This is a genomic window from Nocardioides sp. NPDC023903, assembly GCF_040639295.1.
Taxonomy (GTDB): Bacteria; Actinomycetota; Actinomycetes; order Propionibacteriales; family Nocardioidaceae; genus Nocardioides.
Map to the genome: position 1 here is coordinate 13,402 of NZ_JBEZZS010000010.1, position 12,460 is coordinate 25,861.

General features: G+C 69.1%; 11 protein-coding genes. 1 reads left to right on the forward strand and 10 read right to left on the reverse strand.

All coding sequences use genetic code 11. The annotated features are described in order from the left end of the window. Nucleotides 1-40: 40 nt before the first annotated feature. From AB0F44_RS12860 to trpC, 7 genes are all read right to left on the reverse strand, one after another. Nucleotides 41-1,507 (reverse strand): glutamate synthase subunit beta, encoded by a 1,467-nt coding sequence (locus tag AB0F44_RS12860; RefSeq protein WP_357355918.1) that lies wholly within the window; start codon nt 1,505-1,507, stop codon nt 41-43. Then, nucleotides 1,500-6,056 (reverse strand): glutamate synthase large subunit, encoded by a 4,557-nt coding sequence (gene gltB, locus AB0F44_RS12865; RefSeq protein WP_357355920.1) that lies wholly within the window; start codon nt 6,054-6,056, stop codon nt 1,500-1,502. Before gltB ends, AB0F44_RS12860 begins: the two co-directional genes overlap by 8 nt. A gap of 277 nt (nt 6,057-6,333) precedes the next feature. Then, nucleotides 6,334-7,284, reverse strand: coding sequence for a prolipoprotein diacylglyceryl transferase (lgt, locus tag AB0F44_RS12870; RefSeq protein WP_357355922.1), 951 nt, complete (start codon nt 7,282-7,284; stop codon nt 6,334-6,336). Between the two features lie 28 nt (nt 7,285-7,312). After that, the gene (locus AB0F44_RS12875) at nt 7,313-7,921 is read right to left on the reverse strand and encodes an SCO family protein (protein ID WP_357355924.1); all 609 of its coding nucleotides are present in this window, start codon (nt 7,919-7,921) and stop codon (nt 7,313-7,315) included. Then, nucleotides 7,918-8,715 (reverse strand): tryptophan synthase subunit alpha, encoded by a 798-nt coding sequence (trpA, locus tag AB0F44_RS12880; protein WP_357355926.1) that lies wholly within the window; start codon nt 8,713-8,715, stop codon nt 7,918-7,920. The genes AB0F44_RS12875 and trpA overlap by 4 nt, the downstream gene beginning before the upstream one ends. Continuing rightward, the gene (gene trpB, locus AB0F44_RS12885; RefSeq protein WP_357355927.1) at nt 8,712-9,956 is read right to left on the reverse strand and encodes a tryptophan synthase subunit beta; all 1,245 of its coding nucleotides are present in this window, start codon (nt 9,954-9,956) and stop codon (nt 8,712-8,714) included. The genes trpA and trpB overlap by 4 nt, the downstream gene beginning before the upstream one ends. Nucleotides 9,957-9,964: 8 nt before the next feature. Continuing rightward, the gene (trpC, locus tag AB0F44_RS12890; protein WP_357355929.1) at nt 9,965-10,747 is read right to left on the reverse strand and encodes an indole-3-glycerol phosphate synthase TrpC; all 783 of its coding nucleotides are present in this window, start codon (nt 10,745-10,747) and stop codon (nt 9,965-9,967) included. A gap of 149 nt (nt 10,748-10,896) precedes the next feature. On the opposite strand from trpC, the gene AB0F44_RS12895 reads away from it, so the two are divergent. Continuing rightward, the gene (locus AB0F44_RS12895; protein WP_350661340.1) at nt 10,897-11,232 is read left to right on the forward strand and encodes a DUF4190 domain-containing protein; all 336 of its coding nucleotides are present in this window, start codon (nt 10,897-10,899) and stop codon (nt 11,230-11,232) included. 79 nt (nt 11,233-11,311) lie between these two features. Here AB0F44_RS12895 and AB0F44_RS12900 read toward each other — a convergent pair whose 3' ends face one another. The 3 genes from AB0F44_RS12900 to hisI are packed head-to-tail and all read right to left on the reverse strand — an operon-like array spanning nt 11,312 to nt 12,460. Next, entirely contained in the window at nt 11,312-11,512 is a 201-nt protein-coding gene (locus tag AB0F44_RS12900; RefSeq protein WP_350661342.1) for an HGxxPAAW family protein, read from the reverse strand. 43 nt (nt 11,513-11,555) lie between these two features. Next, entirely contained in the window at nt 11,556-12,107 is a 552-nt protein-coding gene (locus AB0F44_RS12905) for a Trp biosynthesis-associated membrane protein (protein ID WP_357355932.1), read from the reverse strand. Beyond that, nucleotides 12,104-12,460 carry a phosphoribosyl-AMP cyclohydrolase gene (hisI, locus tag AB0F44_RS12910; protein ID WP_357355934.1) on the reverse strand — a complete coding sequence of 119 codons (357 nt, stop codon included), beginning with the start codon at nt 12,458-12,460 and terminating at the stop codon, nt 12,104-12,106. Before hisI ends, AB0F44_RS12905 begins: the two co-directional genes overlap by 4 nt.

Sequence of the window (12,460 nt, forward strand, 5' to 3'; positions counted from 1 at the left end):
GCCAGTGGTCGGCACGCCGTTGTGCCTCGGGGTCTCAGCCTCAGACCATCAGCTGCCGGTCCGTCGGGCGGATCGGCGCGGGCAGGTTGGTCGAGCCGGTGAGGTAGGTGTCGACGGCGGCCGCGGCGGCGCGGCCCTCGGCGATCGCCCACACGATCAGCGACTGTCCGCGACCCGCGTCGCCGGCGACGTACACGCCGGGGACGGAGGTGGCGAAGGAGTCGTCACGGGCGACGTTGCCCCGAGCGTCGTACTCCACACCCAGCTGGCTGAGGAGGCCGTCCTTCTCCGGGCCGGTGAAGCCCATCGCCAGCAGCACCAGGTCGGCGGGGATCTCCTTCTCGGTCCCCTCCTTCTCGGTCAGCTTGCCGTCGATGAACTCGACCTCGACCAGCTTCAGAGCGCGTACGCGACCGTCCTCGGTGCCGAGGAACTCCTTGGTGGAGACCGCGTAGACCCGCTCGCCACCCTCCTCGTGCGCGGAGGCGACCCGGTAGGTCATCGGGTACGTCGGCCACGGCTGAGCGTCGGGGCGCTCCTCCGGCGGACGCGGCATGATCTCCAGCTGGGTGATCGACTCCGCGCCCTGGCGGATCGCGGTGCCGAGGCAGTCGGCGCCGGTGTCACCGCCACCGATGATGACCACGTGCTTGCCCTCGGCCAGGATCTGGTCGGGGACCGCCTCGCCGAGCGAGGCCCGGTTGGACTGCGGCAGGTAGTCCATCGCCTGGTGGATCCCGTCGAGCTCACGCCCGGGGACCGGCAGGTCGCGGCCGACAGTCGAGCCGTTGGCCAGCACGATGGCGTCGTAGCGGTCCCGGAGCTGCGCACCGGTGATGTCGGTGCCGACGTCGACGCCGGGACGGAAGACCGTGCCCTCGCGGCGCATCTGCGCCAGGCGCTGGTCGACCTGCGACTTCTCCATCTTGAACTCAGGGATGCCGTAGCGCAGCAGCCCGCCGATCTTGTCGGCCCGCTCGTAGACGGCCACGGTGTGGCCCGACCGGGTGAGCTGCTGGGCGGCGGCCAGGCCCGCGGGGCCGGAGCCGATGACGGCGACCGCCTTGCCGGAGAGCCACTCGGGCGGCTGCGGCTTGACGTGGCCCGCGTCCCAGGCCTTGTCGATGATCGCGACCTCGATGTTCTTGATGGTCACCGCGGGCTGGTTGATGCCCAGCACGCAGGCGGCCTCGCACGGAGCCGGGCAGAGGCGACCGGTGAACTCGGGGAAGTTGTTGGTCGCGTGCAGACGCTCCGAGGCGCCCTCCCAGTCGTTGCGCCAGACCAGGTCGTTCCACTCGGGGATGATGTTGCCGAGCGGGCAGCCCTGGTGGCAGAACGGGATGCCGCAGTCCATGCAGCGCGAGGCCTGGGTGTTGATGATCGGCAGCAGGGTCTTGCCGATCTTGCCCGGGTAGACCTCGTGCCAGTCCTTGACCCGCTCGTCGACGGGACGACGGGTCGCGACCTCGCGACCGTTCTTCAGAAAACCCTTCGGGTCAGCCATGGAGGACCTCCATAATCCGCTGCGCTGCCTCGTCCTCGTCGAGACCCTCCTCGAGGGCCTCCTCCTGGGCTTCGAGCACGCGCTTGTAGTCACTGGGCATGACCTGCGTGAAGCGGGTCAGAGAATTGGGCCAGTCGGCCAGGAGCGCCTCGGCGACGGCCGAGCCGGTCTCCTCGAGGTGGTCGCGGACCAGCTGCTCGAGCTCGGCTGCGTACTTCTCGTCCACCGGGGTGGCATCGTCCAGCTCGCTGTTGAGGCGCTGCTCCTCGAAGTCGAGGACCCAGGCGACGCCACCGGACATACCGGCGGCGAAGTTGCGGCCGGTCGGACCGAGCACGACGACACGACCACCGGTCATGTATTCGCAGCCGTGGTCGCCGACACCCTCGGTGACGATGCTGGCACCCGAGTTGCGGACCGCGGCCCGCTCCCCCACGCCACCGCGGATGTGGATCCGCCCGCTGGTGGCGCCGTAGGCCAGCGTGTTGCCGGCGATGATGTGCTCCTCGGCCCGGAACCCAGCCGTACGCTCCGGGCGGATGACCACCCGGCCACCGGAGAGGCCCTTGCCGACGTAGTCGTTGGCGTCGCCCTCCAGGCGCAGCGTCAGGCCGCTCGGGATGAACGCCCCGAAGGACTGGCCGGCCGACCCGGTGAAGGTGATGTCGATCGTGCCTTCGGGCAGGCCCGCGCCGCGGTAGCGCTTGGTGATCTCGTGACCGAGGATCGTGCCGACGGTGCGGTTGACGTTGCGGATCGGCAGCTGGGCGCGTACGGGCTCGCCGCGCTCGAGCGCCGGCGCCGCGAGCGGCAGCAGCTCGTTGACGTCGAGCGACTTCTCCAGACCGTGGTCCTGGCCCTTGGTGTTGTAGAGGGCCTGGTCGGAGAACTGCTGCGGCGACTCCACGCGGGTGAAGATCGGCGACAGGTCGAGCCCGGAGGCCTTCCAGTGGTCGATCGCGTCGCGGGCGTCGAGCGCCTCGGCGTGGCCGACGGCCTCGTCGATGCTCCGGAAGCCGAGCTCGGCGAGGAGCTCGCGGACCTCCTCGGCGATGTAGCGCATGAAGTTGACGACGTACTCCGCCTTGCCGGTGAACCGCTCCCGAAGGACCGGGTTCTGGGTGGCGACGCCGACGGGGCAGGTGTCGAGGTGGCAGACCCGCATCATCACGCAGCCGGAGACGACCAGCGGCGCGGTGGCGAAGCCGAACTCCTCGGCGCCGAGCAGCGCGGCGATGACCACGTCGCGACCGGTCTTGAGCTGACCGTCGGTCTGCACCACGATTCGGTCGCGCAGCCCGTTGAGGAGCAGCGTCTGCTGCGCCTCGGCGAGGCCGAGCTCCCAGGGACCGCCGGCGTGCTTGAGCGAGGTCAGCGGGGAGGCACCGGTGCCGCCGTCGTGACCGGAGATCAGGACCACGTCGGCGTGGGCCTTGGAGACACCCGCGGCGACGGTGCCGACGCCGACCTCGGCCACGAGCTTCACGTGGACGCGAGCGCTCGGGTTGGCGTTCTTGAGGTCGTGGATCAGCTGAGCCAGGTCCTCGATGGAGTAGATGTCGTGGTGCGGAGGCGGCGAGATGAGACCCACGCCCGGCGTCGAGTGACGCGTCTTGGCCACCCACGGGTAGACCTTGTGGCCGGGAAGCTGGCCGCCCTCACCGGGCTTGGCGCCCTGGGCCATCTTGATCTGGATGTCGTCGGCGTTGGTCAGGTATTCGCTGGTGACGCCGAAGCGTCCCGAGGCCACCTGCTTGATCGACGAGCGACGCTTCGGGTCGTAGAGACGATCCGGGTCCTCGCCGCCCTCGCCGGTGTTGGACTTGCCGCCGAGGATGTTCATCGCGACGGCGAGCGTCTCGTGAGCCTCCTTGGAGATCGAGCCGTACGACATCGCGCCGGTCGAGAAGCGCTTGACGATCGCCTCGACGGACTCGACCTCGTCGATCGAGATCTTCTGGCGACCGAGCTCCTCGGCGCTCTTGAGCTTGAAGAGCCCGCGCAGCGTCATCAGTCGCTCGGACTGCTCGTTGACGCGGTCGGTGTACTGCTTGAAGACGTCGTAGCGGCCGCTGCGGGTGGCGTGCTGGAGCCGGAAGACGGTCTCCGGGTCGAACAGGTGCGGCTCACCCTCGCGGCGCCATTGGTACTCGCCGCCGATGGGCAGCGCGCGGTGGGCGTTGGCGACGCCGTCGCGCGGGTAGGCGGTGGCGTGCCGCTTCGCGACCTCCTCGGCGATCACGTCGAGGCCGATGCCGCCGAGCTTGGAGGTGGTGCCGGTGAAGTAGCGGTCCACGACCTCCTTCGACAGGCCGACGGCCTCGAAGATCTGGGCGCCGGTGTAGGAGGCGACCGTGGAGACGCCGATCTTCGACATCACCTTGAGGACACCCTTGCCGAGCGCCTTGATCGTGTTGGCCATCGCCTTCTCGGCGTCCGCCTTCACGTAGTAGCCCTCGTAGGCGAGGTCCTCGACGGACTCGACCGCCAGGTAGGGGTTGACCGCGGCGGCGCCGTAGCCGATCAGCAGGGCGACGTGGTGGACCTCGCGTACGTCTCCGGCCTCGATCAGCAGGCCGACCTGCGAGCGGGTGCGCTCGCGGACCAGGTGATGGTGGACGGCGCCGGTCAGGAGCAGCGACGGGATCGGCGCCATCTCCTGGGTGGAGTGGCGGTCGGAGAGGACGATGATGCGGGCACCGTCCTCGATCGCCTGGGAGACCTCGGCGGCGATCTCGTCCAGGCGCGCCTGCAGGGCCTCGGCCCCGCCGTCGACCTCGTAGAGGCCGCGGACGATGTGGACCTGGAAGCCCGGCATGTCGCCGTCACGGTTGATGTGACGGATCTTGGCCAGGTCGTCGTTGGAGATGACCGGGAACGGCAGCACGATCTGACGACACGAGGCCGGACCCGGGTTGAGCAGGTTGGACTCGGCGCCGATGGTGCCGTTGAGGCTGGTGACGAGCTCCTCGCGGATCGCGTCCAGCGGCGGGTTGGTGACCTGCGCGAAGAGCTGGGCGAAGTAGTCGAACAGCATCCGCGGCTTGTCGCTCAGCGCCGCGATCGGGCTGTCGGTGCCCATCGAGCCGATCGACTCGGCGCCGGTGTTGGCCATCGGCGCGAGCAGGATCCGAAGCTCCTCCTCGGTGTAGCCGAAGACCTGCTGGCGGCGGGTCACGCTCGCGTGGGTGTGGACGATGTGCTCGCGCTCGGGGATGTCGTCGAGGCGTACGAGACCGGCGTGGAGCCACTCGTCGTAGGGGTGCTCGGCGGCGAGCTCGGACTTGATCTCGTCGTCCTCGATGATGCGGTGCTCCGCGGTGTCGACGAGGAACATCTTGCCCGGCTGGACGCGGCCCTTGCGGACCACGGTGGCGGGGTCGATGTCGTCGAGCACACCGGCCTCGGAGCCGAGCACGACCAGGCCGTCCTCGGTGACCCAGTAACGGGAGGGACGCAGGCCGTTGCGGTCGAGGACCGCGCCGATCTGGGTGCCGTCGGTGAAGACGACCGACGCGGGACCGTCCCAGGGCTCCATCAGCGAGGAGTGGAACTCGTAGAACGCCTTGCGGGCGGGGTCCATCTCCTCGTGCTTCTCCCACGCCTCCGGGATCATCATCAGCATGGCGTGCGGCAGGCTGCGGCCGGCCAGGTGGAGGAGCTCGAGGACCTCGTCGAAGGAGGCCGAGTCGGAGGCGCCCTCGGTGCAGATCGGGAAGAGCCGCTCGAGGTCGCCGGGGATGAGCTCGGAGGCGAGCAGCGACTCGCGAGCCTTCATCCAGTTGCGGTTGCCCATGACGGTGTTGATCTCGCCGTTGTGGGCGATGAACCGGAACGGGTGGCTCAGCGGCCAGCTCGGGAAGGTGTTGGTCGAGAACCGGCTGTGGACGACGGCGATCGCGGAGGCGACCCGCTCGTCGACCAGGTCGGGGAAGACCTCGGCCAGCTGGGGCGTGGTGAGCATGCCCTTGTAGACGATGGTGCGGCTCGACAGCGACGGGAAGTAGACGTCGGTCTCCCTCTCCGCGCGCTTGCGCAGGCAGAAGGAGAGCCGCTCCAGGGCCAGGCCAGTGACGCGCTGCTTGGCGCCGGCGACGAAGAGCTGACGGAAGGTCGGCATGACCGCCTTCGCGGTGGCGCCGAGGGAGTCGGGGTTGACCGGTACGTCACGCCATCCGAGGACCTCGAGGCCCTCCTCGGTCGCGATCTCCTCGACCATCTTCACGGTGCGCTCGACCTGGTCGGCCTCGCCGGGGATGAAGGCGGTGCCGACGGCGTAGGCACGCTCGGCCGGAAGGTCGAAGTCGACGACCTCACGCAGGAAGGCGTCGGGGACCTGGAGCAGGATCCCGGCGCCGTCGCCAGAGTTGGTCTCGGCGCCGGCGGCGCCGCGGTGGTCGAGATTCACCAGGGCACGGATGCCCTGCTTCACGATGTCGTGGCTGGCCACGCCGGTCAGCGTCGCAACCATGGCGACGCCGCAGGCGTCCTTCTCGAACCGAGGGTCGTAAAGGCCCTGGGGGGATGGATACGAGTGCTCGTACGGCACCGGGATCTCCCGTCTGTCCGGGCTCAGGCACGCACCGACCGACGCAGCCCAATAGCCCCGGTTCTCTGACTCTGCTTCGAGTCGAGTCCGGAGCGGGGGATGTCTGCGACGAGTGCGCGCGCCCTTGCGGGGATGAAACTGGCAATCTGCAGGGGACAGCGTTGGCCCGCGCGAGTGCGGCTAGGTTACCACTGTGTCACGCGTAGGTTGCGAACGAGGGTCGATCCGCGGACACCCTCCCGCCAGGCGCTACGTTGCGCCTAATATCTGCGCCTGATCAGGCCTTTGTCGAGGATTCCTCGTCGTCGGTCCCGTTGTCGGCAGCGTCGCCGTCAGTGTCTACGGCGGGTTCGTTCTCGGTGTCGTTGTCGATGTCGTTCGCCGGGGCCTTGGCAGGATCGCTGTAGACCTCCTCCTCGAGGGTACCCCGGCCGGTGAAGGTGGCGTACGCCCACCACGCGGCCGCGAGCACGAACAGGATGATCGACATCCACTCGCTCCAGCGCAGGCCGAGCACGTTGACCAGCTGCACGTTGTCGATGCGCAGGGTCTCGATCATGCCGCGACCGAGGCAGTAGGCCATCACGTAGAGAGCGACCACGCGGCCGCCACCGAGGCGCAGCTTCTTCTGCAGGTAGACGATCACGAAGAAGGCGAGGATGTCCCAGCAGAACTCGTAGAGGAACGTCGGGTGGAACGTGGTGCCGACCGGGAACTGGCTGGGACCGTCGGGGTAGAACGACGGGTCGATCTCCAGGCCCCAGGGCAGGTCGGTGGGCCTGCCGAAGAGCTCCTGGTTGAACCAGTTGCCCCATCGGCCGATGCCCATCGCGAGCAGGCAGGTCGGGGCGATCGTGTCCAGCAGCGGGACGATCTTGATCCCCTTCTGCTTCGCGCCGATGATCGCGCCCACGGCGCCGAGCGCGATCGCGCCCCACACGCCGAGCCCGCCGCGCCAGATGTAGAGCGCCTCGATCGGGTTGGCACCGTCGCCGAAGTAGAGCTGCCAGTCGGTCATGACGTGGTAGATCCGGCCGCCAACCAGGCCGAACGGCACCGCCCACAGCGCGATGTCCTGGATGTCGCCGGCGCGGCCGCCGCGCGCCTGCCAGCGCCGCTCGGAGACCCAGACGGCGACGATGATGCCGAGGATGATCGCGAAGGCGTAGCCGCGCAACGGGACCGGCCCGAGCCAGAGCACGCCTTCGGCGGGGCTGGGGATGGACATCGGGAGGATCATGCGGGGCCCTTCTTGGCTACTTCTGAGTGAGAAGGCGGTGGATGTCGTCGGCGAACTGCTTGGGAGAGGTGTTCATCGACCACACCACGCTGGCCTGTCCCTGGGAGACGGCGGAGACGTGGGTGTCGTGGACCCCGAGATCGTAGCCCCCACTGGGTAGCCGGTCGGCCTCCCCTATGTAGAGCCGCATCGACTCGGCCAGGGTGACGATGTCCTTCAGGTCACCGGTGAGGCCGATGAAGTCCTCGTCGTAGCGGTCCAGATACTTCTCGAGCACCTTCGTCGTGTCGCGCGCCGGGTCGGTGGTCACGAAGATCACCTCCACCTTCTTGCGGTCGGCGTCGTCGAGGCGGGTCAGCGCCGCGGTCAGGCTCGACATCACCAGCGGGCACTCGTCGGGGCACTGGGTGTAGCCGTAGAAGACCAGCGTCAGCGGCTTGTCGGCATCGGTGGCCAGCGAGAACGGCTCGCCGTCGGTGTCGGTCAGCGCGGTGTCGGAGAGCTGGTAGGGAGTGTGCTCCTGGCCGGTCATCGCCGAGGCCGGCTTCTGGCCGGTCCCGGCGGCGCCACAGCCGCTGAGCACTCCGATGAGGACGAGCAGGACAGGAAGAGCGAGGAACCTCAACGCGCGCGGACTCCCGCGGCCAGGTCCTCGGTCAGGCTCGCCAGCGCCTTGAGCGCCGCCTGCTCGTCGGAGCGGTTGTCCAGCAGCGTACGCACGAAGGCGGAGCCGACGATGACCCCGTCGGCGTACGCAGCCATCTCGGCCGCCTGGGCACCGTTGCTGACCCCGAGGCCGACGCCGACGGGCAGGTCGGTGGTCTTCTTGGTGCGGGCGACCAGCGGGGCGGCCAGGTCGGAGGTCTTGGCGCGGGCGCCGGTGACCCCCATGACGGCGGTGGCGTAGACGAAGCCGCGGCACTGGGCCGTGGTCATCGCGATCCGCTCGTCGGTGCTGCTCGGCGCGACCAGGAAGACCTTGTCGAGGTTGCGGGCGTCGGCGGCCTCGATCCACTCCGGCGCGAAGTCGGGGGTGATGTCGGGCGTGATCAGGCCCGCGCCGCCAGCATCCTGCAGCTGCTGGGCGAACCGGTCCACGCCACGGCGCTCGATCGGGTTCCAGCTGGTCATCACCAGGGTCGGCACCCCGGTCGCGGCCACGGCCTCGACGGCGCGGAACACGTCGTCGACACGTACGCCGCCGTCGAGCGCCTGCTGTACCGCGTCCTGGATGGTGGGGCCGTCCATGACCGGGTCGGAGTAGGGCAGGCCGATCTCGATGATGTCGCAGCCGGCCTCGACCATCGTCGTCAGCGCCTCGATCGAGCCGTCGACCGTGGGGAAGCCCGCCGGGAGGTAGCCGACCAGGGCGGCGCGGTTCTCCGCCTTCGCCTTCGCGAACGCTTCCGACGTACTCACTTTGCGTCTCCCAGTCCGAAGTATTCGATGGCCGTGCCCATGTCCTTGTCGCCGCGACCGGACAGGTTGATCAGGATCGTGGCGCCCTCGCCGTGACGCTCCTTGATCTCCGGCGCGATCTTGATGGCGCCGGCGATCGCGTGGGCCGACTCGATCGCCGGGATGATGCCCTCCGAGCGCGACAGCAGCGCGAAGGCGTCCATCGCCTCCTTGTCGGTGATCGAGGTGTAAGAGGCGCGGCCGGACTTGGCCAGCCAGGCGTGCTGCGGGCCGACCCCGGGGTAGTCGAGACCTGCGGAGATCGAGTGGGACTCGATGGTCTGGCCGTCCTCGTCCTGGAGCACGTAGGTGCGAGCGCCGTGGAGCACGCCCGGGTCGTTGGCCTGGATGGTGGCGGCGTGGCGGCCGGTCTCGAAGCCGTCTCCCCCGGCCTCGAAGCCGTGGATCTCGACGTCCTTGTCGTCCAGGAACGCGGTGAAGATGCCGATGGCGTTGGAGCCACCGCCGACCGCGGCGAGGACGGCGTTCGGGAGGCCCCCGAACTGCTCGAGGGACTGTGCCCGGGCCTCGTCGCCGATGCCGCGCACGATGTCCCTGACCAGCGTCGGGAACGGGTGCGGCCCGGCGGCGGTGCCGAACAGGTAGGCGGTGTGGTCGACGCTGGCGACCCAGTCGCGCAGCGCCTCGTTGATCGCGTCCTTGAGGGTGCCGCTGCCGGAGGGCACCGGGACGACCTCGGCGCCGAGCAGCCGCATCCGAGCCACGTTGAGCGCCTGGCGGTCGGTGTCGACCTTGCCCATGTAGACGGTGCAGTCGAGACCGAAGTAGGCGGCTGCGGTCGCGGAGGCGACCCCGTGCTGGCCGGCGCCGGTCTCGGCGATGACGCGGGTCTTGCCCATTCGCTTGGTCAGCAGCGCCTGGCCGAGCACGTTGCGGATCTTGTGGGCGCCGGTGTGGTTGAGGTCCTCGCGCTTGAGGAGGACGCGTACGCCGAGCTGCTCGGAGAGCCGGGTCGCGTGGTAGAGCGGGCTCGGCAGGTTGGCGTAGTCACGCAGGATCGCGTCGAACTCGGCCACGAACTCCGGGTCGGCCTTCGCCTTCTGCCAGGCGTCGTCGAGCTCGATGAGCGCCTTCATCAGCGCCTCGGGCATGAAACGGCCGCCGAATCCCTCGGCCTCGCCACCGAACCAGCCGAACTCGTCGGCGTCGTAGCTCGTCGTTTCGTGGATGTGAGTTGTCATGGCTGGTCCTAGCCTTGGATTCCGGTGAACTCGGCGACCGTGCCTTGCGGGTCGCCATGCTTGACCAGCGCCTCGCCGACCAGGACCGCGCGGGCCCCTTCGGAGACGTGGCGCTTGACGTCGGTGGCGGTGAAGATGCCCGACTCGGCGACCTTCACCCGGTCCTCGGGGATGAGCGGCGCGAGTCGTCCGAAGACGTCCTGGTCGATCTCCAGGGTCTTCAGGTTGCGGGCGTTGACGCCGATCAGCTCGGCGCCGAGGTCGACCGCGCGGGCGACCTCAGCCTCGTCGTGGGTCTCGACCAGCACGGTCAGCCCCAGCTCACGGGCCTGGTCGTAGAGGCTGCGCAGCGTGTCGTCGTCCAGCGCGGCCACGATCAGCAGCGCCAGGTCGGCTCCGGCTGCCCTGGCCTCCAGCAGCTGGTAGGGCTCGACGATGAAGTCCTTGCGCAGGATCGGGGTGTCGACGGCCGCGCGGACCGCGCGCAGGTCGGCGAGGGACCCGCCGAAGCGGCGTTCCTCGGTGAGCACCGAGATCGCGGCGGCACCGCCGGCGGCGTACTTCTGGGCCAGCTCGGCCGGGTCCGGGATGTCGGCCAGGGCGCCCTTGGAGGGGCTCTTCCGCTTCACCTCGGCGATCACGCTGCTGCCCGCCGCACGGAAGTGCGGCATCGGGTCGCGAGGCGCGTCGACGTCGGCCAGCCGGGCCCGCAGATCCGCCTCGGACACCGTCGCCTGGCGCTGCGCCAGGTCCAGACGTACGCCGTCGATGATCTTTTCGAGCACCGACATGTTTAAACCTCTCGTTTCCGGGTATGACCCACGTGCAAAGCCTCTCACCCGAACCGTGACACGCCCGATTTGGCGCCACAGTGCGGGCGGGAAACGTTAAGTTTCTTCCATCTCTACCCAACTCGCCTGACTTTGGAGGTCAGACACACATGAGCTACGGAACTCCTCCGCCGCCGCCCCCGTACGGTTCGCCGGCACCCGGGCAGCCCGGTCAGCCTGCGGGCAACAACAAGAAGGCGATCTGGGCACTTGTCCTCGGCATCCTTGGCTGTATCTGCTGCGGAATCTTCACCGGTATCCCGGCGATCATCCTCGGCAAGATGGCCCAGAACGAGATCGACGCCTCCGGCGGCGCGCAGGGCGGGCGTGGCATGGCCACCGCCGGCTTCATCCTCGGCATCGTCGCCATCGTTCTGTTCGTCATCGGCGTCATCCTGAACCTGTCCGGTGCGCTCGACTTCAGCGGCAGCACCACCACGTACTGAGCTCAGTCCGTCTGAGCTCGGCTCTTGAAATCAGCGAGGCCCCCGGCGAATCCGCCGGGGGCCTCGCTGTCTCACAGGCTCAGTGTGACTCGACGTTGAAGCCGAGCTTGGCGAGCACGATGAAGAGCAGGCCACCCGCGACGGTGACGGCCACGCCGACCCAGAAGACGAACCAGCTGATCGGGTCGAGCATCATGGCGACGCTGCCGATGAGGAAGCCGAGGAGGCCGACCGCGACTGCGATCCAGGCTGCCGGGGTGTTGCCGTGGCTGGCGGACATGCGATGCTCCTCTACGAGTTCACTTTGCTTGGCTGCAGTGTATTCATTGATCCCCGGATGTCGGGTCCCGACCCTCGTCCAACGACTTCCAGACGTCGATCGTGGACTGCTCCTCCAGCGGTTTCTGCTCCGGCGACGCTGCGGCCGGGGCGTCGTACCTGCGGCCCATCTCGGGCCATGAAGGAGCCAGACGTACGGCGGCGACGGCCGCTGCGACGGTCACGACCGCGCCGATGAGCGCGAGGTAGGGCCAGGGGGTGGTGGTGTGCTCGGTCTCACCCCAGACGACTTCGGAGTCGATCGCCCGGCCGAGCGCGTCGATCCCGGCATGGCCGAAGAAGGTGACGATCACGCCGATCCCGGCCAGGCCGGCGAGGGCGGCGACCAGGCGGCGTACGAGACCTCGGGTGACCAGGACCACGCCCCAGGCCGCGAGGGCGACCAGGGCCAGGCCGGTGGTGGCCGGGGAGTCGTTGAGGTCGGCCGGCATCTGCGCCGGGGCCGTCACCTTCACCCACTCGTTGGAGCCCGCCCACGCGGCCAGGGCCGCGCCGGCGAGGCCGGCGGTGATGGTGGGACCGAAAGCGGCCTTCACGAGATCAGGCCGGCGTCGAAGCAGGTGTGGTCGCCGGTGTGGCAGGCCGGGCCCTCCTGGTCGACCTTGAGCAGGATCGTGTCGCCGTCGCAGTCCAGGCGCACCTCCTTGACGTACTGCCGGTGGCCGGAGGTCTCCCCCTTGACCCAGTACTCCTGCCGGCTGCGGGACCAGTAGGTCGCCCGGCCCGTCGCGAGCGTGCGCGCGAGGGCCTCGTCGTCCATGTAGCCGAGCATCAGCACCTCGCCGGTGTCATGCTGCTGAGCCACGGCGGGCACCAGCCCGTCGGGGTTGCGCTTGAGGCGGTCGGCGATATCGGAGGGGAGTACGCCGCTCGAAGGTCCAGTAGTCAC

Coding starts and splice junctions, on each gene's coding strand:
- lgt (WP_357355922.1), bottom strand. CDS start 7,284: ATGTCCATCCCCAGCCCCGCCGAAGGCGTGCTCTGGCTCGGGCCGGTC.
- trpC (WP_357355929.1), bottom strand. CDS start 10,747: ATGTCGGTGCTCGAAAAGATCATCGACGGCGTACGTCTGGACCTGGCG.
- trpB (WP_357355927.1), bottom strand. CDS start 9,956: ATGACAACTCACATCCACGAAACGACGAGCTACGACGCCGACGAGTTC.
- AB0F44_RS12900 (WP_350661342.1), bottom strand. CDS start 11,512: ATGTCCGCCAGCCACGGCAACACCCCGGCAGCCTGGATCGCAGTCGCG.
- AB0F44_RS12860 (WP_357355918.1), bottom strand. CDS start 1,507: ATGGCTGACCCGAAGGGTTTTCTGAAGAACGGTCGCGAGGTCGCGACC.
- AB0F44_RS12895 (WP_350661340.1), top strand. CDS start 10,897: ATGAGCTACGGAACTCCTCCGCCGCCGCCCCCGTACGGTTCGCCGGCA.